Source organism: Enterobacter sp. H2G27 (assembly GCF_054403075.1).
In genome coordinates this window covers 3,108,790-3,134,814 of record NZ_JBSVSI010000001.1, presented here as the reverse complement: position 1 = coordinate 3,134,814, position 26,025 = coordinate 3,108,790, and the positions used below count along the sequence as shown (strand labels likewise).

Sequence of the window (26,025 nt, the reverse complement as noted above, 5' to 3'; positions counted from 1 at the left end):
TTATCAGGCCAGGGCGAAACGTCGAGTTAGGCACCGCCTCATTCCATGACAAAGCCGGGTTTTTACCCGGCTTTGTTGTATCTGAAGGGCAGACTCAGTTACGCTCTGCGTAAACCCCCATTAAGAGAGTAATGCGTTGAAACGCTGGCCCGTTTTCCCCCGCTCCCTGCGGCAGCTCGTCATGATGGCCTTCCTGCTGATTCTGCTGCCGCTGCTGATCCTTGCCTGGCAGGCGTGGCAAAGTCTGAACGCGCTGAGCGCGCAGGCGGCATTGACCAACCGCACGACGCTCATCGACGCCAGACGCAGTGAAGCGATGACCAACGCCGCCCTGGAGATGGAGCGTAGCTATCGTCAGTATTGCGTGCTTGACGATCGAACGCTGGAAAAGGTTTATCAGAGTCAGCGCAAACGCTACAGCGAAATGCTGGACGCTCATGCGGGGGTTTTGCCTGACGACAGGCTGTATCAGGCGTTACGTCAGGATCTGAACGATCTCGCGCAACTGCAATGCAGTAACAGCGGCCCGGATGCGGCGGCCGCCGCACGCCTCGAAGCTTTTGCCAGTGCCAACACCGAGATGGTGCAGTCAACGCGTACGGTGATTTTCTCCCGCGGTCAGCAGCTTCAGCAGGAGATTGCCGAGCGCGGCCAGTTCTTCGGCTGGCAGGCGCTGGTGCTGTTCCTGGTGAGCCTCGGGCTGGTTCTGCTCTTTACCCGCATGATCATCGGCCCGGTGAAGGGTATCCAGCGGATGATCAACCGCCTGGGGGAGGGGAAATCGCTCGGGGATACGGTCGCCTTTAAAGGTCCCCGCGAGCTGCGATCCGTAGGCCAGCGCATTATCTGGCTGTCCGAGCGCCTGGCATGGCTCGAATCACAGCGCCATCAGTTCCTGCGCCATATCTCCCATGAGCTTAAAACGCCCCTGGCCAGCATGCGCGAAGGAACGGAGCTGCTGGCGGATGAAGTGGCAGGGCCACTTACGCCCGAACAGAAAGAAATTGTCGAGATCCTGGATAACAGCAGCCGGAATCTACAGAAGCTGATTGAGCAACTGCTGGATTACAACCGCAAGCTGGCTGACGGGGCGGTCGTACTGGAAAACGTCGAAATTGAACCGCTGGTGGATATGGTGTTATCCGCCCATAGCTTGCCAGCAAGAGCTAAAATGATGCATACCGGTGTAGAGCTGAATGCGCCGACCTGTCTGGCTGAACCCATGCTGCTAATGAGCGTGCTGGATAATCTTTATTCCAATGCGGTGCACTATGGTACTGAATCCGGTAACATTTATATCCGAAGCTATACGAAGGGTTCCCGGGTGTTTATCGACGTCGCTAACACCGGCACCCCGATCCCCGATGACGAAAAAACCATGATCTTCGAGCCCTTTTTCCAGGGGAGTCATCAGCGGAAAGGTGCGGTGAAAGGAAGCGGTCTGGGCTTGAGCATTGCCCGGGACTGCATACGACGCATGCAGGGTGAGCTAAACATTGCCACGGACGAACGTTCGGATGTTTGCTTCCGTATTGAACTGCCCCTGAGCCGGAAAAATCAATAAAATGAATCTATGTCTGGTGAGTATGTCACACGTCTTTTCCCGCGCCGTACGCGCGGTGTTTTCCCGCAGCACGCTTCGCCTGAGCCTGCCCTGTTTATTTCTGGCAGGGTGTGTTTCCCATGTGCCGCAAAGTGCCATTAGCGATAAACAAGAAGATAAATGGCCCGATAACCAGCTGGCCGATTTCCTCTCGACCCGCTGCGAAGACATCTGGAACCTGTCAGGGCATGACGTCGAAAGCAACCCGCTGTTCTGGCTGCGTGGAATAGATTGCGCCCAGCGTCTGGCGCCGGTAGACGCCCGCTCGAAGGCGGCGATGCTGGACGACGACACCTGGCAGGACGCTTTCAAGCGCGGCATTTTGCTGGCTGATGCCAAAATCACCCCCGTCGAACGCCGCGTCAATGTAACCCGACTGGACACGTTTGTGGTCAATCTACCCGTACAGGTACGCCCGGTATACCAGCTCTGGCGCGATGGCCAGACGCTACAGCTTCAGCTTTCTGAAGAGCGCTCCCGCTACAGCAAGCTGCAACAGTCAACCGACAGCGAGCTTGATACGCTGCGTCAGCAGCAGCAACATTTACGTACCCAGCTGGATACCACGACGCGTAAGCTGGAGAACCTGACCGATATCGAAAGACAGCTCTCGTCGCGTAAATATCAGCCGGGGAGTTCATCCGCTGCGCCGGACAGCGATACGCCGAAACAAGAGGACGTGAAGCATGACGAGCCGTAAACCAGCCCATCTCTTACTGGTGGATGACGATCCCGGGCTATTAAAGCTGCTGGGGATGCGTCTGGTGAGTGAGGGCTACAGCGTCGTGACCGCGGAAAGCGGGCTGGAGGGGCTGAAAATTCTCAGCCGCGAGAAAATCGATCTGGTGATAAGCGACCTGCGGATGGATGAAATGGACGGCCTGCAGCTGTTCGCGGAGATCCAGAAGCAGCAGCCGGGTATGCCCGTGATTATCCTGACCGCGCACGGGTCTATCCCGGATGCGGTTGCCGCGACGCAGCAGGGGGTATTCAGCTTTCTGACCAAGCCAGTGGACAAAGACGCGCTGTATAAGGCTATCGACAGCGCGCTGGAACATGCCGCCCCGGCGGGGGATGAAGCGTGGCGGGAGTCTATCGTCACCCGCAGCCCCGTGATGCTGCGCCTGCTAGAGCAGGCGAGGATGGTGGCGCAGTCTGACGTCAGCGTGCTCATCAACGGCCAGAGCGGAACCGGGAAAGAGATCCTGGCGCAGGCGATCCATAACGCCAGCCCGCGCAGCAAGAACGCTTTTATTGCGATTAACTGTGGCGCGCTCCCGGAGCAGCTGCTTGAATCCGAACTGTTTGGTCACGCCCGCGGCGCATTCACCGGGGCGGTAAGCAGCCGGGAAGGGCTATTCCAGGCCGCGGAAGGTGGCACGCTGTTCCTGGACGAGATTGGTGACATGCCCGCGCCGCTGCAGGTCAAGCTGCTGCGCGTGCTGCAGGAGCGCAAAGTGCGCCCGCTGGGCAGCAACCGCGATATCGATATTAACGTGCGAATTATTTCGGCGACCCATCGCGATCTGCCAAAAGTGATGGCCCGCAACGAGTTTCGCGAAGATCTCTACTACCGTCTGAACGTGGTTAATCTGAAGATCCCTGCGCTTGCGGAACGTGCGGAAGACATTCCGCTGCTGGCGAACCATCTTTTGCGCCAGGCGGCCGACCGCCATAAACCGTTCGTGCGCGCATTTTCCACCGATGCGATGAAGCGGCTGATGGCCGCAAGCTGGCCGGGTAACGTGCGTCAGCTGGTGAACGTGATTGAGCAGTGCGTGGCGCTGACCTCGTCACCGGTGATCAGCGACGCGCTGGTGGAGCAGGCGCTGGAAGGGGAAAACACGGCTCTGCCGACGTTTGCAGAAGCGCGCAATCAGTTCGAACTGAACTATCTGCGCAAGCTATTGCAGATCACTAAAGGCAACGTGACCCACGCGGCGCGCATGGCCGGACGCAACCGCACCGAATTCTACAAGCTGCTGTCACGTCATGAGCTTGAAGCGAACGATTTTAAAGAGTAGTACCGCAAAATTCGCTTGAATATGATACTGTGAGCAATCGATTACGAGGCAGCTTACAGGCAAGAGTTTAAGGACCCACCATGAAAAAGATTGATGCGATTATTAAACCTTTCAAACTGGATGATGTGCGTGAAGCGCTGGCGGAAGTCGGCATCACCGGGATGACCGTGACGGAAGTGAAAGGTTTTGGTCGTCAGAAGGGCCACACCGAGCTTTACCGTGGCGCAGAGTACATGGTCGACTTTCTGCCGAAAGTGAAAATTGAAATCGTGGTCAGCGACGATATCGTCGATACCTGTGTGGACACCATTATCCGCACGGCGCAGACCGGCAAGATTGGCGATGGTAAAATCTTCGTCTTCGACGTGGCGCGCGTGATCCGTATCCGTACCGGCGAAGAAGACGACGCGGCGATTTAAATATTTTCCAGGCCGGGTAAGGCGCAGCCGCCATCCGACGAAAAAAGCCCCTCAAACGAGGGGCTTTTTGCATTACAGCACCTTATGCGGGCCGAAGCATTCGTAATGAATGTTGTCCTTGTTCACGCCCAGCTCAACCAGCTGCTTCGCGGCATACTGCATAAACGCCACCGGTCCACAGACGTAGAACTGCATCTCCGGTGCGCTGAATAGGCCTTCGTGCTGGCTAAGATTCATCAGACCTTCGCTGTCAAAGCGGGCAGCTACGCGGTCAGCTTCCGTCGGCAGGCGATACCAGGTGTGCGCGGTGAAGCGCGGCAGGGAGGCCCCGAGCGTTTTCACCTCATCCGCAAAAGCGTGCACGTCGCCGTTTTCGGCTGCATGGAACCAATTAACCTGCGCCCCGTGGTGTGATCTTGCCAGCGTATCGAGCATCGCCAGCATCGGCGTTTGGCCGACGCCCGCAGAGATCAGCGTGACCGGCGTATTGGTGTCAACGGCCATAAAGAAATCGCCCGCCGGCGCGGCCAGATGCACCACGTCGCCCACGTTAGCTTCGTTGTGCAGCCAGCTGGAAACCTGACCGCCGTCCTCACGCTTCACCGCAATGCGGTAGCCTTTGCCGTTTGGCTTGCGGGTAAGGGAATACTGGCGGATCTCCTGATGCGGGAATCCTTCAGGCTTCAGCCACACGCCCAGATACTGCCCTGGCTGGTAATCGGCCACCGGTTGACCGTCCACCGGCTCAAATTCGAAGCTGGTGATTAACGCGCTGCGCGGCGTTTTCTCAACGATGCGGAACGCGCGCGTGCCTTTCCAGCCGCCGTTCTTGCTGGCGTTTTCGCTGTAGATCTGCGCTTCACGGTTGATAAACACGTTTGCCAGTACCCCGTAGGCTTTACCCCAGGCGTCCAGCACCTCCTGACCCGGGCTGAACATCTCGTCCAGGGTTGCCAGCAGGTGTCCGCCCACAATGTTGTACTGTTCAGGTTGGATCTGGAAGCTGGTATGTTTCTGCGCGATTTTTTCCACCGCAGGCAGCAATGCTGGCAGGTTTTCAATATTGCTGGCGTAGGCCGCGATGGCGTTGAACAGCGCTTCACGCTGATCGCCGTTACGCTGGTTGCTCATGTTGAAAATTTCTTTGAGCTCCGGGTTGTGCGTGAACATGCGATCGTAGAAATGGGCGGTGAGTTTAGGGCCGGTTTCCACCAGCAGGGGAATGGTGGCCTTTACGGTAGCGATGGTTTGAGCGTCGAGCATAGCTGCTTCCTTCCGATGTGACTTTAATGATGTATTTTAAATGCATCTTATAAAAAATACCCCTGCGTTGTAAATGGTTCTTTGCAAGATGAAAAATATGCATCACAAACCTGAAAAGAAATCCGCTGGAAAGGGCGAGAGCTTTATTCCTCAAACCCTTGCGTGGCGGGTAGGAAAACGTTTGCGTAAAATCGTTTGTCAAGACCTGTTATCACAGAACTAATCAGTTATACTGTTGCCCGTCGTCCAACAGGACTGCCTTTTCAGGCCAAAATTTACTTGTTAGCTGAGTCAGGAGATGCGGATGTTAAAGCGTGAAATGAACATTGCCGATTATGATGCCGAACTGTGGCAGGCTATGGAGCAGGAAAAAGTACGTCAGGAAGAGCACATCGAACTGATCGCCTCCGAAAACTACACCAGCCCGCGCGTTATGCAGGCGCAGGGTTCTCAGCTGACCAATAAATACGCTGAAGGTTACCCGGGCAAACGCTATTACGGCGGTTGCGAGTATGTTGATATCGTTGAGCAGCTGGCTATCGACCGTGCGAAAGAACTTTTTGGCGCTGACTACGCAAACGTGCAGCCGCACTCTGGCTCTCAGGCTAACTTCGCGGTCTACACCGCGCTGCTGCAGCCGGGCGATACCGTTCTGGGGATGAACCTGGCGCAGGGCGGCCACCTGACTCACGGCTCCCCGGTTAACTTCTCCGGCAAACTGTACAACATCATCCCTTACGGTATTGATGAGTCCGGTAAAATTGACTACGAAGACATGGCGAAGCAGGCTAAAGAGCACAAGCCGAAGATGATCATCGGTGGCTTCTCTGCTTACTCCGGTATCGTTGACTGGGCAAAAATGCGCGAAATCGCAGACAGCATCGGTGCTTACCTGTTCGTTGACATGGCGCACGTTGCGGGTCTGATCGCCGCAGGCGTTTACCCGAACCCGGTTCCACACGCTCACGTTGTGACCACCACCACCCACAAAACCCTGGCGGGTCCACGCGGTGGCCTGATCCTGGCGAAAGGCGGTGACGAAGAGCTGTACAAAAAACTGAACTCCGCGGTGTTCCCAAGCGCGCAGGGTGGCCCGCTGATGCACGTTATCGCGGCAAAAGCGGTAGCGCTGAAAGAAGCGATGGAGCCAGAGTTTAAGGTTTACCAGCAGCAGGTTGCTAAGAACGCCAAAGCGATGGTGGAAGTGTTCCTGAACCGTGGCTACAAAGTGGTATCCGGCGGTACTGAAAACCACCTGTTCCTGTTGGATCTGGTTGATAAGAACCTGACCGGTAAAGAAGCTGACGCTGCCCTGGGCCGCGCCAACATCACCGTGAACAAAAACAGCGTGCCAAACGATCCGAAGAGCCCGTTCGTGACCTCCGGTATTCGTATCGGTTCTCCGGCCGTAACTCGCCGCGGCTTTAAAGAAGCGGAAGTGAAAGAGCTGGCTGGCTGGATGTGTGACGTTCTGGACAACATCAATGACGAAGCGGTTATCGAGCGCGTCAAAGGTAAAGTTCTGGATATCTGCGCACGCTTCCCGGTCTACGCATAATTCCTCTGCCCTCCAGAAATAAAAAAGGCCGCGCTTGCGGCCTTTTTTATGGCTTAACGCCGGTCCAGGGAAATAGCTCCCGGCCCAACAATGGCGAGCAAAATAAAGGCGCCAGCAATACTGACGTTCTTATAGAAGTTAATCATATTCGGCACGACCGCATCACCGGTCATATCCCAGTAATGGTGACCGATAATCGCCGTGCCCAGGGTATAGAACACAAACAGTACCGCGAGAGGACGGGTGAAAAAGCCCAGTACGATCAGAATGGCGGCAGGCACTTCCATCACTACCGCAATAATGGCCGCCAGCATGGGCATCGGCGTTCCCAGCGAGGTCATGTATTGTACGGTGCCGCTAAACCCCGTCAGTTTTGGATAACCAAAGATAATAAACAGCACGACAAGTGCGATGCGGCCAATGAGCAGCAGCAGGTGACGTGACTGGCCGAAATCGAGATAACGTAGTGAGTTCATGGCAGAAAAACCTCTGCAAGTGGAGTAATTTAAACGTAATACATATTTTCATTCCCTGCCATAAGCCAGACGATTGCACAAGATGTTAAATTTTCGTTAATTTATAGCAGGCTATCTACTTGCTTAATTTTTATATTCTCGCCAGACTATGGCCTCGATTTCGGGAGGGATTCATGGTCTTGCATTCCACGCGCTGGCTGGCGCTCAGTTATTTCACCTATTTCTTTAGCTACGGCATTTTTCTGCCTTTCTGGAGCGTCTGGCTTAAGGGTATCGGCCTGACGCCCGAGACCATCGGCGTCCTGCTCGGGGCCGGGCTGGTGGCGCGTTTCCTGGGCAGCCTGCTGATTGCCCCGCGCGTCAGCGATCCCTCCTTACTGATCAAGGCCGTGCGCATTCTTGCTCTGCTGACCCTGGTCTTTGTGGCCTGCTTCTGGGTCAGCCACCAGTTTGCCTGGCTGATGGTGGTGATGGTTGGCTTTAACCTTTTCTTCTCACCCCTGGTACCGCTGACGGATGCCCTTGCGAACACCTGGCAAAAGCAGATCACCATGGACTACGGTCGCGTGCGCCTGTGGGGCTCTATCGCCTTTGTGATTGGCTCTGCGCTGGTGGGGAAACTGGTCAGCCTTTACGATTACCGCGCCATTCTTGCCCTGCTGAGTATCGGTATTGCCTCAATGCTGCTGGGCATGCTGCTGCGACCGTCGGTGATGCCGCAAGGGGAAAGTCGCCATCAGGAGAGCGCGGGCTGGCCCGCGTGGCGGAGCCTGGTTGCACAGAGCTGGCGTTTTCTGGCGTGTGTCTGTCTGCTTCAGGGGGCACATGCGGCGTACTATGGCTTCAGCGCCATCTACTGGCAGGGAGCGGGATATTCTGCTTCTGCAGTGGGCTATCTTTGGTCGCTGGGTGTGGTGGCCGAAGTCATTATTTTCGCCCTGAGCAAGAAGCTGTTTAGACGCTTTGGCGCACGTGACCTGCTGCTGCTTTCCGCCGTGTGCGGCGTGGCGCGCTGGGGGATTATGGGCTGGACGACCGATCTGCCGTGGCTGATTGTGGCGCAAATCCTTCACTGCGGCACCTTTACCGTGTGCCATCTGGCGGCCATGCGCTATATCGCTGCGCGCGAGGGTGGGGACGTGATTCGCCTGCAGGCCGTCTATTCGGCAGTGGCAATGGGGGGCAGTATCGCGATCATGACGGTGTTTGCGGGGTTCCTCTATCAGCATCTGGGGCACGGCGTGTTCTGGGTAATGGCGCTGGTGGCGCTACCGGCAATGTTTGTTCGACCGAAAGTGGCCGCACGCGCGTAACTACGATTCCAGCATGGCGCGAATATGTTCTTGCTGCTGCGCGTTTAATGTCTCAACGGCATGAATCAACGGCGGTGAGAACAGCGGCAGGGCCGTAGGGTAGGGGGTGATAACCAGCGCGGCTTCGCGGGGTGCCCCCTCTTTCTGGAAAGCCTGTAGCGTCAGATAGCGAATGTTGAGCGGCAACAGCGTCAGCTCGCGAAGCTGCTGTTCAATCAGGTCCTCACTGGCTTTATCCTCTCCCGTCAGCAGGATCACCTGTTTTTCGTGCAGATCGGTCTCCTGCATCAGCCAGGCGCCGAAAATCACCGCCACGAGGCTCATCTCTTCATCGGAAAAACGCAGCCCAAACTCCGCTTCCAGCTCAAACAGCGCTTCCTTCGTGGTGCGTAACAGCCGGGGATAGAGACGGTGGATCTCCTCCGGCAGGCTATTATCGATGCCGATCTCAAACAGCGAGCGGTCCAGCGCCTGAGCAAGGTGGATATACAGCTGATCGGTGAGCCCTTGCTCATCGCTGAAGTTCATCCCGGTCTGCGAGCGAAAGCGGGCGACCATGCGTACGATGGCCCGGCGCAATCGCTGATCCTGCTGGTGTTTATCGAGCACCGGGTCGGGCGTGCGGAGCATCATAAACAGCAGCGCCAGAAACAGCTGTTCATCCCCGTGGGCACCCTGCGGGACGCGCCGTCTCCAGTGGCGCACGATCTCCTGCGCCGTAAAATACTCCCCTCTCGACTGGGTCCAGCTGCGCTGAACGTGGGAAAACTGCGGCGTATTCCCGAGCTGGTGCTGAATAAGGCAGTATTGCAGATAGAGCTGTAAAAACTGGACGTCGCGGCATTCAAACTGGCGCTGAAGCTTGCGAGAGCAGAAGCCGATCAGCGCCCGCAGGTTCGCATCGTCGTAAAGCGGACGCGCGATGCCGTGTTGTTTAAGCGCGGTTTTTAATGCGGGGGTAAACTGGTGCGAGACAAACTGCGGGCAAAGCCGCAGCGCCCGGCGCAGCCAGTGCAGCAGGCATAAACGCTGATTCAGGGCTGTACCTTCAATCCGGTAGCTGCCGTCGTGGTGCGTGACGATATCCAGCCGGTGATAGCGCTGGATTTCATCGCGCGTCTCGGCTATATCTTGCCGTGCCATCGCGTCGTCCACGCCGTTGGCAGCAATTATGCTCTGTGCGGTGACGGCAGCATCGGGCAGGTAAAGCATCAAAAGCACCTGGCAGCGGCGCTGCGAACTGGAAAGCACAGATGGAATTTCAAGCGTCGTCATCATCTGTCGGGTATCCAGTGTGAATGTTTGATAAGAATAGCTAAAGGATGAACGCTGAAAAGCGCGCCGGCAGGCCTTTCATTCAGGATTGCTGGGGAACATCACAGAATTTTTGACGTGAGGAATTGATGCAAACAGTTAAACAAAGTGCGATGGCGTTATTTTTGGCGGTTATCAGCTTCACCGCCAGCGCACATCCTCACAGTTTTATTGACCTCCAGACCGAGCTGGTCACCGACGGCACGCAGCTCAGCGGCCTGAAAATGCGCTGGACGATGGATGAAATCACCTCGGCCGATCTGCTCTATGATGCGGGAAACGCGAAGCCCGGTGACGAAATATGGAAAAAGCTGGCGGCAGAAGTGATGGCCAACGTGCTCGGCCAGCACTATTTCACCGAGTTCTGGCATAACGGGCAAAAGGTCAAATTTCTGAATCGACCCACGGAATACGGGATGACGCGCGACGGGCACCGGGCGGTGCTGACGTTCGTGCTCCCGCTGGCGCACCCTCAGCCGCTGGCGGGGCAAACGTATCGCTTTTCCACCTTTGACCCTACCTATTATGTCGACATGCGCTATCACAAAGACAGCGACGTGCGGCTGCCGGACGCGCTGCAAAAAAGCTGCAAAATCGGCGTGCATACTCCCAAACCCAGCGAAGAGACGCTGAACTTTGCGGTCTCTCTCGACAAGGAAGATGCCCCGCCTGAGGACATGGAATTGGGTAAACAGTTCGCGCAGGAGGTGACGTTACAATGTCAGTGATCTCCTCTCCGGTTCGAAAACAGCGCCGCTGGCTTCACCTCTGGCCGCTGGCGATCTTTTTGCTGTTCGCCCTTTGCGGCGCGATGTGGCTTTGGCAGGCCTGGCCGCAGGTCATGATGAAAAGCATTATCTGGCAGCGTGAGGTCAACCAGCAGATGAGTGGTCTGCTGAAGGCGGTGGCGGAGAATCCGACAAAGGCGGGCGGTTCCCTGCTGGCGTTCAGCTTTATCTATGGCGTGCTGCACGCGCTGGGGCCGGGGCACGGCAAAATTGTCATCACAACCTGGCTCGCCACGCATCCGTCAAAGCTGAAATCAAGTATCGGCCTGACGCTGGCCTCCTCGCTGCTTCAGGGCGGCGTGGCGATTGCGCTGGTCGTGGTCGTCCTTTCGCTGTTACAGCTTCCCGCGCGCCAGCTGCACATGAGCAGTTTCTGGCTTGAGAAGGGCAGCTACGCGCTGGTGGGCGTGCTGGGGCTGATCCTGTGCTGGCGGGCGCTGAAAAAGCTGCGCGTGCTGCTGCAAAAACCGAAATTCAAAACCTTTACGCCGCACCACGTTCATGATGCACACTGCGGCTGCGGACATCAGCATTTGCCCACGCAGGAACAGTTGCAGAACGGCGACGACTGGCGCGCGCGGTTGATGATTGTTCTCTCGATGGGTATGCGCCCGTGCTCGGGTGCCATCATGGTGCTGCTGTTCAGTAAGGTGATTGGCGTGTTCGGCTGGGGCATGCTGTCCGCGCTGGCGATGGCGGCAGGAACCTCTCTCACTATTTCGTCGTTAGCGCTGCTGGTACACAGCTTCCGTCAGCTGGCGGTCAAACTCAGCGGCAATAAAACGCCGGTGCTGTGGCGACAGGTAGGGTGGACCACGCTTGCGCTGGCGGGCGGGGTCATTCTGCTGGTGGCGGCGGTAACAATGTGGATGAGTGCGGTGCCGGTGGGAAGGGGATTACGGCCGTTTTAGTTGGGATCCCCTCTCCCACAGGGAGAGGGAATTACCGGGATTAACGCTTCAGCGCATCGCTCAGTTCATCACGCATGTTTGCCAGCATGGCTTTAACAACGCGTGGGTTACCCGCAACGATGTTGCCGGTAGACATATAGTTATGGCCGCCGGTGAAGTCACACACAATGGCGCCTGCTTCACGTGCGATCAGCTCGCCCGCTGCAAAATCCCATGGCTTCAGTGAGAGTTCGAAGTAACCGTCAACGCGGCCGGTTGCCACGTAGGCCAGATCCAGCGCAGCAGAACCGGTGCGACGGAAGTCCGCGCATTCGGTGAACAGTTTGCCCAGGATATTCATGTAGGTGGTCGCGTGCTGTTTCGCCTTGAACGGGAAACCGGTCGCCAGAATGGTGCCGTCCAGATCGCGTGCGTTGCTGCAGCGCAGACGGTAGCCGTTCAGCTGTGCGCCCTGACCACGGGTCGCGGTGAACAGTTCGTTACGCATTGGATCGTACACAACGGCGACTTCAGTACGGCCTTTAATGCGTACTGCGATAGACACAGAGAAGTGTGGCAGGCGTTTAACGAAGTTGGTGGTGCCATCCAGTGGATCGATAACCCATTGAACATCCTGATCGGTACCTTCATGTTCACCGCTTTCTTCGGTGATGATGGTGTGCTGTGGGTAAGATTTGCGGATCGTTTCGATAATAATCGCTTCTGCGGCTTTATCGACGTTAGTCACGAAATCATTGCTGCCTTTCTGGCTGGTTTCTACGGAGTCTGGCGTTTCGTAGTGTTTGGCAATTACATTACCCGCCTTGCGCGCTGCGCGCACGGCGATGGTCAGCATCGGATGCATCGGTCTCTCTCACTGGATGTTAAAGAACAGGAAAATCGGCGCAGAGTATAGCAGCGGGATCGGATTATGTCTCCCGTTTATGATAATATGCCCGAATATTCTTCAGACACTGAATTCAGACATTAAAAATTATGCTGCAAAACATTCGAATTGTGCTGGTTGAAACATCGCATACCGGCAACATGGGCTCCGTTGCCCGCGCTATGAAAACCATGGGCTTAACGAACCTGTGGCTGGTTAACCCGCTGGTGAAGCCTGACTCGCAGGCTATCGCGCTGGCGGCAGGTGCCAGCGACGTAATCGGCAATGCCCAGATCGTCGATACCCTTGACGAAGCGCTGGCCGGCTGCAGCCTCGTTGTCGGGACCAGCGCGCGTTCACGCACGCTGCCGTGGCCAATGCTCGATCCGCGTGAATGCGGCCTGAAAAGTGTCTCGGAAGCAGCACAGGCACCGGTTGCGCTGGTGTTTGGCCGCGAGCGCGTAGGCCTGACTAACGACGAGCTGCAGAAGTGTCATTATCACGTCGCGATTGCGGCAAACCCGGAGTACAGCTCGCTGAACCTGGCGATGGCGGTGCAGGTTATCGCTTACGAAGTACGAATGGCGTGGCTGGCGACGCAGGAGAAAGAGGTCGAGCCAAAAGAAGAGACGGCTTACCCGCTGGTGGATGACCTTGAGCGCTTCTACGGTCATCTGGAGCAGACGCTGCTCTCAACCGGCTTTATTCGCGAAGGCCACCCGGGGCAGGTGATGAACAAGCTGCGCCGTCTGTTTACCCGCGCGCGTCCGGAAAGCCAGGAGCTGAACATCCTGCGCGGGATTCTGGCGTCGATTGAGCAGAAGAATAAAGAGTAGTGTCGATTTCCCCCTCTCCCTGTGTGAGAGGGCCGGGATGAGGGCATCAGCCCGCACCTGGGTTTTGAAGGCACAGAAGGTTAAATACCTGACTAAAACAGTCAAGTAAATAGTTGACCATTTTAGTCAGGAATGTCAGACTTGGCCCTGCTATGCAATACCCCCATTTTACAATAAAAAACCCCGGGCAGGGGCGAGTTTGAGGTTAAGTAAGACATGAGACTGACATCTAAAGGGCGTTATGCCGTGACCGCGATGCTGGACGTTGCGCTCAACTCCGAAGCGGGCCCGGTTCCGTTGGCTGATATTTCTGAACGACAAGGGATCTCCCTCTCTTACCTGGAACAGCTGTTCTCCAGACTGCGTAAAAATGGACTGGTTTCCAGCGTTCGTGGCCCAGGCGGCGGTTATCTGCTGGGTAAAGACGCGGGCAGTATTGCAGTTGGCGAAGTGATCAGCGCAGTTGACGAATCCGTTGACGCGACCCGTTGCCAGGGTAAAGGCGGCTGTCAGGGCGGCGACAAATGCCTGACCCACGCGCTGTGGCGCGATCTGAGCGACCGTTTGACCGGCTTCCTCAACAACATCACCCTCGGTGAGCTGGTGAATAACCAGGAAGTTCTGGACGTATCGGGCCGTCAGCACGGCCATGATTCCCAACGCAGCACCCGCGCGCAGGACGCTATCGACGTCAAACTGCGCGCGTAATAAAACGATAAGTATTTCAGAATCAGGCCGGGGCGAAGACTCGCCCCGTGTACTCGGTCGTACATCCAGCCGGTTGCCTGATTCCTTGCATTGAAGCGATGTACGGAGTTTATAGAGCAATGAAATTACCGATTTATCTCGACTACTCCGCAACCACGCCGGTGGACCCGCGTGTTGCCGAGAAAATGATGCAGTGTCTGACCCTGGACGGAAACTTTGGTAACCCAGCTTCCCGTTCACACCGTTTTGGCTGGCATGCTGAAGAGGCGGTTGATATCGCCCGTAATCAGATTGCTGACCTGGTCGGTGCCGACCCGCGTGAAATTGTTTTCACCTCCGGCGCGACCGAATCCGACAACCTGGCGATCAAAGGTGCAGCCAACTTTTATCAGAAAAAAGGCAAGCACATCATCACCAGCAAAACCGAACACAAAGCCGTGCTGGACACCTGCCGTCAACTGGAGCGTGAAGGGTACGAAGTCACCTATCTGGCGCCACAGAGCAACGGCATTATCGATCTGAAAGAGCTCGAAGCGGCCATGCGTGATGACACCATTCTGGTCTCCATCATGCACGTTAACAACGAAATCGGCGTCGTTCAGGACATCGCGACCATCGGCGAAATGTGCCGCGCGCGCGGTATCATCTATCATGTGGACGCGACTCAGAGCGTGGGCAAACTGCCTATCGACCTGAGCCAGCTGAAAGTGGACCTGATGTCCTTCTCCGGCCACAAAATCTATGGCCCGAAAGGGATCGGCGCGCTGTACGTTCGTCGTAAACCACGTATCCGCATCGAAGCACAGATGCACGGCGGCGGTCACGAGCGCGGCATGCGTTCCGGTACGCTGCCTGTTCATCAGATCGTGGGCATGGGCGAAGCCTACCGCATTGCAAAAGAAGAGATGGAAACTGAGATGGCACGCCTGCGCACGCTGCGTAACCGTCTGTGGGACGGCGTGAAAGATATGGAAGAAGTGTATCTGAACGGCGATCTCGAGCAGGGTGCTCCGAACATCCTCAACGTCAGCTTCAACTATGTTGAAGGCGAATCGCTGATCATGGCGCTGAAAGACCTGGCGGTTTCTTCCGGTTCTGCCTGTACGTCTGCAAGCCTTGAGCCATCCTACGTGCTGCGTGCGCTGGGTATGACTGACGAGCTGGCACACAGTTCTATCCGTTTCTCTTTAGGTCGTTTCACTACCGAAGAAGAGATTGACTACACCATCAAGCTGGTTCGCAACTCCATTGGCCGTCTGCGCGACCTTTCTCCACTGTGGGAAATGTTCAAGCAGGGCGTGGATCTGAACAGCATTGAATGGTCACATCACTAATCGGTACATAAGGAGAATTCAATCATGGCATACAGCGAAAAAGTCATCGATCATTACGAAAACCCACGCAACGTTGGCTCTTTTGACAACAGCGACGAATCTGTTGGAAGCGGCATGGTCGGTGCGCCAGCGTGTGGCGACGTGATGAAGTTGCAGATTAAAGTCAACAATGAAGGTATCATTGAAGACGCGCGCTTCAAGACCTACGGCTGCGGTTCTGCAATTGCGTCCAGCTCCCTGGTTACCGAATGGGTGAAGGGCAAGTCTCTGGACGAAGCACAGGCAATTAAGAACACGGATATTGCTGAAGAACTCGAACTGCCACCGGTGAAAATTCACTGCTCAATTCTGGCAGAAGACGCGATCAAAGCCGCCATTGCGGATTACAAAAGCAAACGTGAAGCAAAATAATTGAGGTTTGAGTATGTCGATTACCCTTAGCGACAGCGCTGCCGCGCGAGTAAGCTCTTTTCTGGCGAACCGTGGTAAAGGCTTTGGCCTGCGACTGGGCGTACGTACCTCCGGCTGTTCTGGTATGGCTTACGTACTGGAGTTTGTTGATGAACCGGCGTCTGACGACACCGTGTTTGAAGACAAGGGCGTGAAGGTGGTGGTCGATGGCAAAAGCCTGCAATTCCTCAACGGCACTCAGCTGGACTTCGTTAAAGAAGGCCTGAACGAAGGGTTTAAATTCACGAACCCGAACGTCAAAGACGAGTGTGGTTGCGGCGAAAGCTTCCACGTTTAACCGCGCGTCATCCGAAACCCCACCGTGGCGTACCCGCTGCGCGTGGGGTTTGTTCTAACAGGCTACCCCTGAGATTGTTATGGATTACTTCACTCTCTTCGGACTACCCGCTCAATACCCGATCGATCTCCAGGCGTTGACGATCCGTTTTCAGGATCTGCAGCGTCAGTACCATCCGGACAAATTCGCGAGCGGTACTCAGGCAGAGCAGCTGGCGGCGGTTTCCCACTCTGCCACCATCAACCAGGCCTGGCAGACGCTGCGCCACCCGCTGGCGCGCGCTGAATATCTGCTCTCGCTCCACGGTTTTGATCTGGCGAGCGAACAGCACACCGTGCGCGACACGGCGTTTCTGATGGAGCAGCTGGAGCTTCGCGAAGAGCTCGATGAGATTGAACAGGCCAAAGACGAAGTGCGTCTGGAAAGCTTTATTACGCGCGTGAAGGGCATGTTCGATACCCGCCATCAGCAGATGGTGGAGCAACTGAACAACGAGACCTGGGACGTGGCGGCAGATACTGTGCGCAAACTCCGTTTTCTCGATAAACTGCGAAGCAGTGCTGAACAACTCGAAGAAAAGCTGCTCGATTTTTAATTTCGGAAGCAATTATGGCCTTATTACAAATTAGTGAGCCTGGCTTAAGTGCCGCACCGCACCAGCGTCGTCTGGCGGTGGGTATCGATCTGGGCACCACCAATTCCCTCGTGGCGACCGTGCGCAGCGGCCAGGCGGAAACGCTGGCTGACGAGCAGGGCCGCCATCTGCTGCCTTCCGTGGTCCACTACCAGCAGCAGGGTCACGCGGTAGGCTATGACGCCCGCGCTAACGCCGCGCGCGATCCGGCCAACACCATCAGCTCCGTCAAGCGCATGATGGGCCGCTCGCTGGCCGATATTCAGACCCGCTACCCGCATCTGCCGTATCAGCTGCAGGCCAGTGAAAACGGCCTGCCGATGATTGCGACCGCGGCCGGTCTGCTGAACCCGATTCGTGTTTCTGCTGACATCCTCAAAGCGCTGGCGGCGCGTGCCACGGCGACGCTCGGCGGCGATCTGGACGGCGTGGTGATCACCGTTCCTGCCTACTTTGACGACGCACAGCGCCAGGGCACCAAAGACGCCGCGCGTCTGGCGGGCCTGCACGTGCTGCGTTTGCTGAACGAACCGACGGCGGCTGCGATTGCCTACGGCCTCGATTCCGGTCAGGAAGGGGTGATCGCGGTTTACGATCTCGGCGGCGGGACGTTTGATATCTCTATCCTGCGCCTGAGCCGCGGGGTGTTTGAAGTACTGGCGACCGGCGGGGATTCCGCGCTGGGCGGCGATGACTTCGACCACCTGCTGGCGGACTACATCCGCGAGCAGGCGGGCATCAGCGATCGCAGCGATGCGCGCGTACAGCGTGAACTGCTGGATGCGGCCATTGACGCCAAAATCGCCCTGAGCGATGCGCAGTCCGTAAGTGTGAACGTTGCGGGCTGGCAGGGAGAGATCACCCGCGACCAGTTCAACGAACTTATTGCGCCTTTAGTTAAACGCACCCTGCTGGCCTGCCGTCGCGCACTGAAAGATGCGGGCGTTGAGGCGAACGAGGTGCTGGAAGTGGTCATGGTGGGCGGTTCGACCCGCGTGCCGCTGGTGCGCGAGCGCGTGGGCGAATTCTTTGGCCGCACGCCGCTGACCTCCATCGACCCGGACAAAGTGGTTGCCGTGGGCGCAGCGATCCAGGCCGATATTCTGGTCGGCAACAAGCCGGACAGCGAAATGCTGCTGCTGGACGTCATCCCGCTGTCGCTGGGCTTAGAAACCATGGGCGGCCTGGTGGAGAAAGTGATCCCGCGTAATACCACCATTCCGGTGGCGCGCGCGCAGGAGTTTACCACCTTCAAAGACGGCCAGACCGCGATGTCCATCCACGTAATGCAGGGCGAGCGCGAGCTGGTGCAGGACTGCCGCTCTCTGGCGCGCTTTGCGCTGCGCGGTATCCCTGCGCTGCCTGCGGGCGGGGCGCACATTCGCGTCACCTTCCAGGTGGACGCCGACGGTCTGCTGAGCGTCACGGCGATGGAAAAATCCACCGGCGTGGAATCGTCCATTCAGGTCAAGCCATCCTACGGCCTGACCGATGGCGAAATCGCCTCCATGATTCAGGACTCAATGAGCTACGCCGAGCAGGATGTGAAGGCGCGTATGCTGGCTGAACAAAAAGTGGAAGCCGCACGCGTGCTGGAGAGCCTGAACGGCGCGCTCGCTGCCGACGCCGCGCTGCTCAGTGCCGCTGAGCGCCAGGTGATTGACGAAGCCGCCGCGCGCTTAAGCGCCGTGGCCGAAGGCAATGACGCTGACGCAATAGAAGAAGCCATTAAAAACGTTGATAAACAAACCCAGGACTTCGCTGCTCGCCGCATGGACAAATCTGTCCGCGTCGCGCTGAAAGGCCAGTCCGTGGACGAGGTTTAATATGCCAAAGATTGTTATTTTGCCTCATGCGGACCTCTGTCCGGATGGCGCTGTTCTGGAAGCGAAGACCGGTGAAACCATTCTCGATGTAGCCCTGCGTGCAGGTATCGAAGTGGAACACGCCTGTGAAAAATCCTGTGCCTGCACCACCTGCCACTGCATCGTGCGTGAAGGTTTCGACTCTCTCGCCGAGAGCACCGAAGATGAAGACGACATGCTGGATAAAGCATGGGGTCTGGAGCCAGACAGTCGCTTGAGCTGCCAGGCCGCGGTGACCGATGAAGATCTGGTCGTGGAATTCCCACGCTACACCATCAACCACGCACGCGAGCATTAATATGGGACTGAAGTGGACAGACAGCCGTGAAATCGGCGAAGCGCTCTACGACGCGAACCCGGATCTCGATCCGAAGACCGTACGATTCACCGATATGCATCAGTGGATCTGCGATTTAGAGGATTTCGACGACGATCCAAACGCATCGAATGAAAAAATTCTGGAGGCGATTCTGTTAGTCTGGTTAGATGAAGCAGAATAAATAACAAAACGGGCTGCCTTCAGGCGGCCCGTTTGCTAGTTGCTAATAAGGAAAAATAAAATGACCGAAGCGATGAAGATTACGCTCTCTACGCAGCCCGCCGACGCGCGCTGGGGCGAAAAAGCCACCTACAGCATCAACAACGACGGTATTACCCTGCACCTGACGGGCAACGATGATTTGGGCCTGATCCAGCGTGCTGCCCGCAAAATCGACGGTCTGGGCATTAAGCATGTTTCTCTGGAAGGCGAAGGCTGGGACACCGACCGCAGCTGGGCATTCTGGGCGGGTTACAAAGGGCCGAAAGGCAGCCGCAAAATTGAGTGGGCGAACCTCGACGAAGCCGGTCAGAAAGAGCTGGAAAGCCGCCTGCAAATCATCGACTGGGTACGCGACACCATTAACGCTCCGGCGGAAGAGTTAGGCCCTGAGCAGCTGGCGCAGCGCGCGGTTGACCTGCTGTGCGGCGTGGCGGGAGACAAAATGTCCTACCGCATCACCAAGGGTGAAGACCTGCGCGAGCAGAACTACATGGGTATCCACACCGTGGGCCGCGGCTCCGAGCGTCCTCCGGTCCTGCTGGCGCTGGACTACAACCCAACCGGCGATAAAGCAGCGCCGGTCTTTGCCTGCCTGGTAGGTAAAGGCATCACCTTCGACACCGGCGGCTACAGCCTGAAGCAGAGCGCGTTCATGGACTCCATGAAGTCCGACATGGGCGGCGCGGCAACCATCACCGGCGCGCTGGCGTTTGCGATTACCCGCGGTCTGAAAAAGCGCGTGAAGCTGTATCTGTGCTGCGCGGACAACATGGTGAGCGGTAACGCCTTCAAGCTGGGCGACATTATTCGCTACCGCAACGGTAAAAACGTTGAGGTGATGAACACCGACGCCGAAGGCCGTCTGGTGCTGGCCGATGGCCTGATCGACGCGTCTGCCCAGAAGCCTGAGCTGATCATCGACATGGCGACCCTGACCGGCGCGGCGAAAACCGCCCTGGGCAACGATTACCATGCGCTGTTCAGCTTCGACGACAAGCTGGCTGCTCGCCTGCTGGCAAGCGCCGCTGCGGAAAACGAACCGTTCTGGCGTCTGCCGCTGGCCGAGTTCCACCGCAGCCAGCTGCCGTCCAACTTTGCCGAGCTGAACAACACCGCGAGCGCGGCGTACCCGGCGGGTGCAAGTACGGCGGCAGGCTTCCTGTCCCACTTCGTTGAGAATTATCACGAAGGCTGGCTGCACATTGACTGCTCCGCAACCTACCGTAAAGCGGCGGTGGAGCAGTGGTCCGCGGGCGCGACCGGTCTGGGCGTGCGTACCGTGGCGAACCTGCTGACGGCTGAGTAATCTTCATTGCCCTCACCCTAACCCTCTCCCACGGGGAGAGGGCCGGGGGGAGGGGGAAATGCATCATCTGGAATTGCTATGTCCGAAACCAAAAACGAATTAGAAACCCTGCTGGAGCAGGCGGCGACCGAGCCCGCCCACCGTCCGGCATTTTTCCGCACCCTGCTGGAATCCACCGTCTGGGTGCCGGGTACCGCCGCGGAAGGTGAGCAGGTCGTAGAAGACAGCGCGCTGGATCTGCTGCACTGGGAGAAAGACGACGGCACGTCGGTGATCCCGTTCTTCACCTCGCTGGAAGCGCTTCAGAAAGCGGTAGAAGACGAACAGGCGTTCGTGGTGATGCCGGTGCGTACCCTGTTTGAAATGACGCTCGGCCAGACGCTATTCCTCAACGCGAAGCTGCCGACCGGGAAAGAGTTTACGCCGCGTGAAATCAGCCACCTGATTGGCGAAGAGGGCAACCCGCTCAGCACGCAGGAAGTGCTGGAAGGGGGCGAAACGCTGCTGCTCTCTGAGGTGGCCGAGCCGCCCGCGCAGATGATTGATTCCCTGACGACGCTGTTCAAAACGCTCAAGCCCGTCCGGCGCGCGTTTCTCTGCTCCATTAAAGAGCGTGCGGACGAACAGCCGGTGCTGTTGATCGGTATTGAAGCCGATGGCGGTATCGACGAAATCATTCAGGCGGCGGGCAGCGTGGCGACCGACACGCTACCGGGCGATGAGCCGATTGATATCTGCCAGGTGAAAAACGGTGAGAAGGGTATCAGCCACTTTATTACCGAGCACATCACCCCGTTCTACGAGCGTCGCTGGGGCGGTTTCCTGCGCGATCTTAAAACTAACCGCATCATCTGATTACGGCGGGGTGAATATCACCCCGTTGCTTCCAGCAGCAGTAAATCCATCAGCAGCACCAGATTCGACTCAAACGACGTCACCCCTGCCGCTTCGGCGGCGAAGTGTACCGCTTCGTCATAGAGAGCAAAATGCACGTCCGCCATTCCCGCCAGCGTATTGGCTGAGGCGCGGGTAAACGCGACGATCGTCATACCGACGTTTTTGGCTATCCTCGCTTTATCCAGCACCTGTTCCGTTTCGCCGCTGCGCGAGACGGCAATAAACACCTGATAGCGGGCGGCGTTACTGAGGAAAATATTCCGGCTGTCACCCGGCCCGGAGATAAACGCCGTTTTGCCCAGTACCTGCAGCTTCTTGGTCAGGTACTCCGCAAACAGATAAGAAAACCCGGCGCCGTAGAGAAAGAAACTCTCTTTCTGGCGCAGCAGGTTAGCAAACTGCTGGCGTTTCTCCTGGGTAACCCACTGAAAGGTATGCTGATAGTTGGCTATAAACTGATTAAACAGCACCGGGAGTTCAGGACGCGACTGCGCCTGAGCGGCAATATGCGGCGTGTCGGAGAGCAGCTGCTTGCAGTGCCAGATAAACTCGCTAAAGCCGCTGAACCCCAGCTTCTGACACAGCCGCATAATGGTGGCGGTAGAAACGAACGTCGCCTGCGCCAGCTCGCGAACCGTGGTGTTGCCCACCAGCAGCGGATGCTCCGTGAGGTGGGCGAGGACGCGATACTCCGCGCGGGTCAGAGACGTCCCGCGCGTTAACAGCGTGGCCAGGCGGTTATCCATTATTTTTCCGGTTCGACAGGCAGATCGTCTCGCGCACCCCATTCGCTCCAGGCGCCGTCGTAGAGCGTGACGTCGCTTACGCCGAGCGTGGCGAGCGCCAGAATCACTACGCAGGCCGTCACGCCGGAACCGCAGCTGGCAATAATCGGACGATGTAAATCAACCCCTGACTGGTCAAAAATAGCGCGCAGCTCGTCGGTGGTTTTCAGCTCGCCCTCAAACACCAGATCGCCCCACGGCACGTTCAGCGCGCCCGGAATATGTCCGCGCTTCAGCCCCGGACGTGGTTCATCCGCTTGGGCATTGAAGCGCGGAGCAGGACGGGCATCAACGATTTGCGCCGTTTTTTCATGGCTCACGACCAGCACGTCGGTCAGGCGTTTTACCACGTGGGCGTCAAAGGTCGCGTCGAATTCGCCTTCCGGCAGCGTGACGTCACCCTGCTGAAGCGGCAGTTCGTCACGTTTCCAGCCCGCCAGCCCGCCCGCCAGAATCGAGACTTTTTCTACGCCGAAGTTTTTCAGCATCCACCACGCGCGCGGTGCGGAGAAGAGGTTACCTTCATCATACACAACGAGGTGCTTATCTTTGCTGATGCCCAGCTCGCGCATCGCCACGGAAAACGCTTCCGGGCGCGGCAGCATGTGCGGCAGGGTAGAGTTGCGATCGGAAAGGGCTTCGATATCAAAAAATACCGCGCCAGGCAGATGCCCGGCACGGTATTCACCGGGCACGTCACGATGCTCTTGTCCCGGAGGGGCCATACGCGCGTCAATAATCTGAACTTCCGGATCGTCGCCGTGCTCAATCAGCCAGTCGGCAGCGACAAAATATGAGGTGGACATGGGTTGCCTCCATTCTTTTCCGTAAAAAAGGATTGTCGGTGTTTTTTCTGACACCGACAAGCAAACCACGTTCAACTCGCGAGCAAGCCCCTATTTTTTCACCGGTTCGCCGTCCTGCCAGGCTTTTTGCAGCGCAGGCCAGTAGTCGCGGTTGGCCTCGATCATCTCGTCGAGAATCGCTTTCGCATGTTCCATGGTCGGCACGGTGCGGTTGAGGGTGAACGCCTGCAGGGCTTTCTCATAGCTGCCCTCGATGGTCGCCTCCACCAGAAGCTGTTCCGAGGCGAGCTGCTGTTGCAGCAGGGTCTGATGGAACAGCGGCACCTGACCGACGCGAATCGGTTCCGGGCCTTCGGCGGTGATATAAGCGGGCACTTCCACCACGGCATCGTACGGCAGGTTGGCGATCGCCCCGCGGTTTTCCACCATTACCAGATGTCGGCTGCGCAGGTTAAAGGCCAGCGAGCAGGCGACATCAACAATAAACTCGCCGTGGACGCCCACGTGGAAGGCATCCGGTAGGATCCCGGTTCGCTTATATTCTTCGGCAGCGGCGAACAGCTTTTTCTCACGCCCGTCCATCACTTCATTGGCGCGGGTATAGTCCGGGTTCTGATGCTCCACAATCTGGTTCGGCATCAGGTAGTACTGCAGATACGGGTTCGGCAGATACTCCGGGAAGTTGTCCATGATCGGCTTGATATTGCGCCAGGTCTTCACCCATGAAGGATCGGAATGCTGCGGATCGGTTTTAGCCGCGTCTTCCGTCAGCAGGCCAAACTTTGCGATATGCTTACGCAGCTCGGGCAGCTTGTCTTCGCCGTCCACCAGCACGCGGGTAAACCAGCCGAAGTGGTTCAGGCCGAAGTAGTCGACCTCCAGCTTGTGGCGATCGACACCCAGAATTGCCCCCATATTGCGCATCGCGGCCACCGGCATATCGCAGATATTCAGCACCCTCGCGTTCGGGCGCAGACGCCGCACGCCCTCCGCGACGATCGCCGCCGGGTTGGAATAGTTCACGATCCAGGCTTTTTCATGCGCGTAGCGATCGACCAGATCGATAAGCTCCACCATCGGCAGGATCGTGCGCAGGCCGTAGGCAAGCCCGCCGGGTCCGCACGTTTCCTGGCCCACCACGCCGTGACGCAGCGGGATCTTCTCATCCTGCTCGCGCATTTTGTACTGGCCGACGCGCATCTGGGCGAAGACGAAATGCGCGCCGCTGAAGGCCACTTCCGGATCGCTGGTGACGGTAAATTTGATGCTCTGACTGTGGTCGCGAATCACTTTCTCGACGACGGGCGCAATGGTGTTTTGACGCGCCTCGTCGATGTCATAAAGGCGGATTTCGGCCAGAGGGAAATCCTGCAGGCGCACCATCAGGCTTTTCACAATACCCGGCGTGTAGGTGCTGCCGCCGCCGGCAATCGACAGAATGAATGGGGGTGTAAACATCTTTAGCTCCTTTCAGAGAAACGTCTCAACGGCTTCTCGCATTTTTTTGACGTGCAGCCCGTAGACCACCTGAACGTTGTTACCTTGTTTGATAATCCCTTTCGCGCCGGTCGCCTTCAGCCGCGGCTCGTCGATAATGGCGACGTCCTTCACCGTGACGCGTAAGCGGGTGTAGCAGTTATCCACGACCTGAATATTTTCCCGGCCTCCGAGACCTACCACGATGGATTCGCCGAGCCCGTCGTTATTCCCCTTCGCCTGGTACTCCTGCTTGCTGTAAAGACGCGTTTCCTTGTCGTCATCCTCACGGCCCGGCGTTTTCATGTTGAAGCGCAGGATCAGGAAGCGGAACACCACGAAGTAGAGGGCAAACACGACCAGCCCCACCACGATGTACATCGGCCAGTTGGACTTCTCCGTGCCGAGCGGCAGGTTGTAAAGGATGAAGTCGATAATCCCGTTGGCGCCGATGGCGTGAACGCCCAGCAGCGAGAACAGCATCATGCCGATGCCGGTCAGCACCGCGTGCACCACGAACAGCAGCGGGGCGACGAAGAGGAATGAAAACTCAATCGGCTCGGTCACGCCGACCAGCAGCGAGGTCAGCGCCGCGGGGATAAGAATGGCTTTCGCAATGACTTTACGCTCCGGCTTTGCGGTCATATACATCGCCAGCGCGGCGGCAGGCAGGCCGAACATTTTGCTGATGCCGCGCGCGTCCCACACCACCGTGCTGCTGAGCTGCTTCACGTTCGGGCAAGCCATCTCGGCGAAGTAGATATTGCGCGCGCCCTGATATGTTGCGCCGCACACCTCCTGCGTACCGCCCAGCTCGGTATAGAGAAACGGCGTATAAACCAGATGGTGCAGGCCAGTGGGAACCAGAATGCGTTCCAGGAAGCCGTAGATGGCCACGCCAAACGGCCCGGAGCCTTTGATGGCAAGCGCCAGGGCGCTGATGCCGTGCTGGGCAAAGGGCCACAGTTCACTCATCACCACGCCGAGCAGCATGGAGACCGGAAGCATTACAATGGCGACAAAACAGTGGCCGGAGTAAATCGCCATCGCGCCGTTAAACTGTACGCCGGAGTATTTATTGTACAGATATCCGGAGAGCGCTCCGGTCAGGATCCCGGCAAAGACCCCCATCTCTAGCACCTGCACGCCCAGCACCATTGTCTGTCCGGCCGCTTTCATCTGGGCAACTGGCGCCAGCGCGCCCTGCAGCTGCAGCGTGACGTTCATGGCGTTGATGAACACGATAAAGGTGACCAGGCCAATCAGTGCGGCATAGCCTTTATCACGCGTCGCCAGACCAATCGGAATACCGACGCCAAACACCAGCGCCAGGTTAACCAGCACCGACACGGCAGATTTCGCGATAAGCTGACCAGTATGCTGAATCAGAGGATGTCCAAGAAACGGCAGGTACTCCGCGAGATTACCGTTACCCAGCACGTTACCAAAGGCGATAAACAGACCGACGATCGGTAAGATAAGTACCGGTCCGTACAATGATTTTCCGAAATTTTGTAGGGCGTTCACGGCTCGTTTCATGGCTTTCTCTCTTATT

At 57.3% G+C, this 26,025-nt stretch carries 27 protein-coding genes; 19 read left to right on the top strand and 8 right to left on the bottom strand.

The window, feature by feature from the left end:
* Positions 1-136: 136 nt before the first annotated feature.
* The 4 genes from qseE to glnB all read left to right on the top strand — a co-directional run bounded on the left by qseE (position 137) and on the right by glnB (position 4,046).
* The gene (qseE, locus tag ACW9E7_RS14740) at positions 137-1,564 is read left to right on the top strand and encodes a two component system sensor histidine kinase QseE/GlrK (RefSeq protein ID WP_136195571.1); all 1,428 of its coding nucleotides are present in this window, start codon (positions 137-139) and stop codon (positions 1,562-1,564) included.
* Between the two features lies 1 nt (position 1,565).
* On the top strand, positions 1,566-2,303 hold the full coding sequence (gene qseG, locus ACW9E7_RS14735; protein ID WP_143345405.1) for a two-component system QseEF-associated lipoprotein QseG: 738 nt from the start codon (positions 1,566-1,568) through the stop codon (positions 2,301-2,303).
* Positions 2,290-3,627 (top strand): two-component system response regulator GlrR, encoded by a 1,338-nt coding sequence (gene glrR / locus ACW9E7_RS14730; RefSeq protein ID WP_021241871.1) that lies wholly within the window; start codon positions 2,290-2,292, stop codon positions 3,625-3,627. Before qseG ends, glrR begins: the two co-directional genes overlap by 14 nt.
* Positions 3,628-3,707: 80 nt before the next feature.
* Complete coding sequence (gene glnB / locus ACW9E7_RS14725; protein ID WP_003860685.1) at positions 3,708-4,046, top strand: nitrogen regulatory protein P-II; 339 nt, start codon at positions 3,708-3,710, stop codon at positions 4,044-4,046.
* 72 nt (positions 4,047-4,118) lie between these two features.
* Here the strand turns inward: glnB and hmpA are convergent, their stop codons facing one another.
* A complete protein-coding gene (gene hmpA / locus ACW9E7_RS14720; RefSeq protein WP_458727992.1) occupies positions 4,119-5,309 on the bottom strand; it encodes an NO-inducible flavohemoprotein in 1,191 nt (396 codons plus the stop codon).
* A 304-nt stretch (positions 5,310-5,613) separates the two neighbouring features.
* Here hmpA and glyA point away from each other — a divergent pair, with 304 nt between their 5' ends.
* Entirely contained in the window at positions 5,614-6,867 is a 1,254-nt protein-coding gene (glyA, locus tag ACW9E7_RS14715) for a serine hydroxymethyltransferase (protein ID WP_008502165.1), read from the top strand.
* A 53-nt stretch (positions 6,868-6,920) separates the two neighbouring features.
* Here glyA and ACW9E7_RS14710 read toward each other — a convergent pair whose 3' ends face one another.
* A complete protein-coding gene (locus tag ACW9E7_RS14710; RefSeq protein WP_023615984.1) occupies positions 6,921-7,343 on the bottom strand; it encodes a DoxX family protein in 423 nt (140 codons plus the stop codon).
* 173 nt (positions 7,344-7,516) lie between these two features.
* On the opposite strand from ACW9E7_RS14710, the gene ACW9E7_RS14705 reads away from it, so the two are divergent.
* The gene (locus ACW9E7_RS14705) at positions 7,517-8,656 is read left to right on the top strand and encodes a 3-phenylpropionate MFS transporter (RefSeq protein WP_045908544.1); all 1,140 of its coding nucleotides are present in this window, start codon (positions 7,517-7,519) and stop codon (positions 8,654-8,656) included.
* Here ACW9E7_RS14705 and csiE read toward each other — a convergent pair whose 3' ends face one another.
* Entirely contained in the window at positions 8,657-9,934 is a 1,278-nt protein-coding gene (csiE, locus tag ACW9E7_RS14700; RefSeq protein WP_133294930.1) for a stationary phase inducible protein CsiE, read from the bottom strand.
* Positions 9,935-10,059: 125 nt separating this feature from the next.
* On the opposite strand from csiE, the gene ACW9E7_RS14695 reads away from it, so the two are divergent.
* Together ACW9E7_RS14695 and ACW9E7_RS14690 are read left to right on the top strand one after the other, a co-directional pair.
* A complete protein-coding gene (locus ACW9E7_RS14695) occupies positions 10,060-10,698 on the top strand; it encodes a DUF1007 family protein (RefSeq protein ID WP_458727991.1) in 639 nt (212 codons plus the stop codon).
* Positions 10,689-11,669 (top strand): nickel/cobalt transporter, encoded by a 981-nt coding sequence (locus ACW9E7_RS14690; protein ID WP_458727990.1) that lies wholly within the window; start codon positions 10,689-10,691, stop codon positions 11,667-11,669. The genes ACW9E7_RS14695 and ACW9E7_RS14690 overlap by 10 nt, the downstream gene beginning before the upstream one ends.
* Before the next feature lie 40 nt (positions 11,670-11,709).
* Here ACW9E7_RS14690 and suhB read toward each other — a convergent pair whose 3' ends face one another.
* Positions 11,710-12,513, bottom strand: a complete 804-nt coding sequence (gene suhB / locus ACW9E7_RS14685) for an inositol-1-monophosphatase (RefSeq protein ID WP_003860668.1) — start codon at positions 12,511-12,513, stop codon at positions 11,710-11,712.
* A gap of 131 nt (positions 12,514-12,644) precedes the next feature.
* On the opposite strand from suhB, the gene trmJ reads away from it, so the two are divergent.
* The 11 genes from trmJ to sseB all read left to right on the top strand — a co-directional run bounded on the left by trmJ (position 12,645) and on the right by sseB (position 21,361).
* Positions 12,645-13,370 carry a tRNA (cytosine(32)/uridine(32)-2'-O)-methyltransferase TrmJ gene (gene trmJ, locus ACW9E7_RS14680; RefSeq protein WP_111965142.1) on the top strand — a complete coding sequence of 242 codons (726 nt, stop codon included), beginning with the start codon at positions 12,645-12,647 and terminating at the stop codon, positions 13,368-13,370.
* Between the two features lie 216 nt (positions 13,371-13,586).
* The gene (iscR, locus tag ACW9E7_RS14675) at positions 13,587-14,078 is read left to right on the top strand and encodes a Fe-S cluster assembly transcriptional regulator IscR (RefSeq protein WP_045399615.1); all 492 of its coding nucleotides are present in this window, start codon (positions 13,587-13,589) and stop codon (positions 14,076-14,078) included.
* A gap of 119 nt (positions 14,079-14,197) precedes the next feature.
* Positions 14,198-15,412 carry a cysteine desulfurase gene (iscS, locus tag ACW9E7_RS14670; RefSeq protein WP_008502157.1) on the top strand — a complete coding sequence of 405 codons (1,215 nt, stop codon included), beginning with the start codon at positions 14,198-14,200 and terminating at the stop codon, positions 15,410-15,412.
* A gap of 24 nt (positions 15,413-15,436) precedes the next feature.
* Entirely contained in the window at positions 15,437-15,823 is a 387-nt protein-coding gene (gene iscU / locus ACW9E7_RS14665) for a Fe-S cluster assembly scaffold IscU (RefSeq protein WP_003860661.1), read from the top strand.
* A gap of 13 nt (positions 15,824-15,836) precedes the next feature.
* Complete coding sequence (gene iscA / locus ACW9E7_RS14660) at positions 15,837-16,160, top strand: iron-sulfur cluster assembly protein IscA (protein ID WP_003860659.1); 324 nt, start codon at positions 15,837-15,839, stop codon at positions 16,158-16,160.
* 79 nt (positions 16,161-16,239) lie between these two features.
* Complete coding sequence (gene hscB / locus ACW9E7_RS14655) at positions 16,240-16,755, top strand: co-chaperone HscB (RefSeq protein WP_115876009.1); 516 nt, start codon at positions 16,240-16,242, stop codon at positions 16,753-16,755.
* 14 nt (positions 16,756-16,769) lie between these two features.
* Positions 16,770-18,620: a Fe-S protein assembly chaperone HscA gene (gene hscA, locus ACW9E7_RS14650; protein ID WP_458727989.1), complete on the top strand. Its 1,851-nt coding sequence runs from the start codon at positions 16,770-16,772 to the stop codon at positions 18,618-18,620.
* 1 nt (position 18,621) lies between these two features.
* Positions 18,622-18,957 (top strand): ISC system 2Fe-2S type ferredoxin, encoded by a 336-nt coding sequence (gene fdx, locus ACW9E7_RS14645; RefSeq protein ID WP_003860652.1) that lies wholly within the window; start codon positions 18,622-18,624, stop codon positions 18,955-18,957.
* Position 18,958: 1 nt separating this feature from the next.
* The gene (gene iscX, locus ACW9E7_RS14640) at positions 18,959-19,159 is read left to right on the top strand and encodes a Fe-S cluster assembly protein IscX (RefSeq protein WP_003860650.1); all 201 of its coding nucleotides are present in this window, start codon (positions 18,959-18,961) and stop codon (positions 19,157-19,159) included.
* 60 nt (positions 19,160-19,219) lie between these two features.
* Entirely contained in the window at positions 19,220-20,506 is a 1,287-nt protein-coding gene (gene pepB, locus ACW9E7_RS14635) for an aminopeptidase PepB (protein ID WP_149366375.1), read from the top strand.
* Positions 20,507-20,584: 78 nt separating this feature from the next.
* Complete coding sequence (gene sseB / locus ACW9E7_RS14630) at positions 20,585-21,361, top strand: enhanced serine sensitivity protein SseB (RefSeq protein ID WP_271368297.1); 777 nt, start codon at positions 20,585-20,587, stop codon at positions 21,359-21,361.
* Positions 21,362-21,378: 17 nt separating this feature from the next.
* Here sseB and ACW9E7_RS14625 read toward each other — a convergent pair whose 3' ends face one another.
* From ACW9E7_RS14625 to ACW9E7_RS14610, 4 genes are all read right to left on the bottom strand, one after another.
* Positions 21,379-22,149: a MurR/RpiR family transcriptional regulator gene (locus ACW9E7_RS14625; RefSeq protein ID WP_271368298.1), complete on the bottom strand. Its 771-nt coding sequence runs from the start codon at positions 22,147-22,149 to the stop codon at positions 21,379-21,381.
* Positions 22,149-22,994, bottom strand: coding sequence for a 3-mercaptopyruvate sulfurtransferase (gene sseA / locus ACW9E7_RS14620; RefSeq protein ID WP_458727988.1), 846 nt, complete (start codon positions 22,992-22,994; stop codon positions 22,149-22,151). Before sseA ends, ACW9E7_RS14625 begins: the two co-directional genes overlap by 1 nt.
* Before the next feature lie 90 nt (positions 22,995-23,084).
* Positions 23,085-24,452: a 6-phospho-alpha-glucosidase gene (locus tag ACW9E7_RS14615; protein WP_458727987.1), complete on the bottom strand. Its 1,368-nt coding sequence runs from the start codon at positions 24,450-24,452 to the stop codon at positions 23,085-23,087.
* Positions 24,453-24,464: 12 nt separating this feature from the next.
* Complete coding sequence (locus ACW9E7_RS14610) at positions 24,465-26,009, bottom strand: PTS transporter subunit EIIC (protein ID WP_458727986.1); 1,545 nt, start codon at positions 26,007-26,009, stop codon at positions 24,465-24,467.
* Positions 26,010-26,025: the final 16 nt, after the last annotated feature.

Coding starts and splice junctions, on each gene's coding strand:
- hscA (WP_458727989.1), top strand. CDS start 16,770: ATGGCCTTATTACAAATTAGTGAGCCTGGCTTAAGTGCCGCACCGCAC.
- trmJ (WP_111965142.1), top strand. CDS start 12,645: ATGCTGCAAAACATTCGAATTGTGCTGGTTGAAACATCGCATACCGGC.
- fdx (WP_003860652.1), top strand. CDS start 18,622: ATGCCAAAGATTGTTATTTTGCCTCATGCGGACCTCTGTCCGGATGGC.
- qseG (WP_143345405.1), top strand. CDS start 1,566: ATGAATCTATGTCTGGTGAGTATGTCACACGTCTTTTCCCGCGCCGTA.
- iscS (WP_008502157.1), top strand. CDS start 14,198: ATGAAATTACCGATTTATCTCGACTACTCCGCAACCACGCCGGTGGAC.
- glyA (WP_008502165.1), top strand. CDS start 5,614: ATGTTAAAGCGTGAAATGAACATTGCCGATTATGATGCCGAACTGTGG.
- glnB (WP_003860685.1), top strand. CDS start 3,708: ATGAAAAAGATTGATGCGATTATTAAACCTTTCAAACTGGATGATGTG.
- ACW9E7_RS14625 (WP_271368298.1), bottom strand. CDS start 22,149: ATGGATAACCGCCTGGCCACGCTGTTAACGCGCGGGACGTCTCTGACC.
- glrR (WP_021241871.1), top strand. CDS start 2,290: ATGACGAGCCGTAAACCAGCCCATCTCTTACTGGTGGATGACGATCCC.
- iscU (WP_003860661.1), top strand. CDS start 15,437: ATGGCATACAGCGAAAAAGTCATCGATCATTACGAAAACCCACGCAAC.
- csiE (WP_133294930.1), bottom strand. CDS start 9,934: ATGATGACGACGCTTGAAATTCCATCTGTGCTTTCCAGTTCGCAGCGC.
- ACW9E7_RS14710 (WP_023615984.1), bottom strand. CDS start 7,343: ATGAACTCACTACGTTATCTCGATTTCGGCCAGTCACGTCACCTGCTG.
- iscA (WP_003860659.1), top strand. CDS start 15,837: ATGTCGATTACCCTTAGCGACAGCGCTGCCGCGCGAGTAAGCTCTTTT.
- hmpA (WP_458727992.1), bottom strand. CDS start 5,309: ATGCTCGACGCTCAAACCATCGCTACCGTAAAGGCCACCATTCCCCTG.
- ACW9E7_RS14610 (WP_458727986.1), bottom strand. CDS start 26,009: ATGAAACGAGCCGTGAACGCCCTACAAAATTTCGGAAAATCATTGTAC.
- iscX (WP_003860650.1), top strand. CDS start 18,959: ATGGGACTGAAGTGGACAGACAGCCGTGAAATCGGCGAAGCGCTCTAC.
- ACW9E7_RS14615 (WP_458727987.1), bottom strand. CDS start 24,452: ATGTTTACACCCCCATTCATTCTGTCGATTGCCGGCGGCGGCAGCACC.
- ACW9E7_RS14705 (WP_045908544.1), top strand. CDS start 7,517: ATGGTCTTGCATTCCACGCGCTGGCTGGCGCTCAGTTATTTCACCTAT.
- sseB (WP_271368297.1), top strand. CDS start 20,585: ATGTCCGAAACCAAAAACGAATTAGAAACCCTGCTGGAGCAGGCGGCG.
- ACW9E7_RS14690 (WP_458727990.1), top strand. CDS start 10,689: ATGTCAGTGATCTCCTCTCCGGTTCGAAAACAGCGCCGCTGGCTTCAC.
- pepB (WP_149366375.1), top strand. CDS start 19,220: ATGACCGAAGCGATGAAGATTACGCTCTCTACGCAGCCCGCCGACGCG.
- sseA (WP_458727988.1), bottom strand. CDS start 22,994: ATGTCCACCTCATATTTTGTCGCTGCCGACTGGCTGATTGAGCACGGC.
- hscB (WP_115876009.1), top strand. CDS start 16,240: ATGGATTACTTCACTCTCTTCGGACTACCCGCTCAATACCCGATCGAT.
- suhB (WP_003860668.1), bottom strand. CDS start 12,513: ATGCATCCGATGCTGACCATCGCCGTGCGCGCAGCGCGCAAGGCGGGT.
- iscR (WP_045399615.1), top strand. CDS start 13,587: ATGAGACTGACATCTAAAGGGCGTTATGCCGTGACCGCGATGCTGGAC.
- ACW9E7_RS14695 (WP_458727991.1), top strand. CDS start 10,060: ATGCAAACAGTTAAACAAAGTGCGATGGCGTTATTTTTGGCGGTTATC.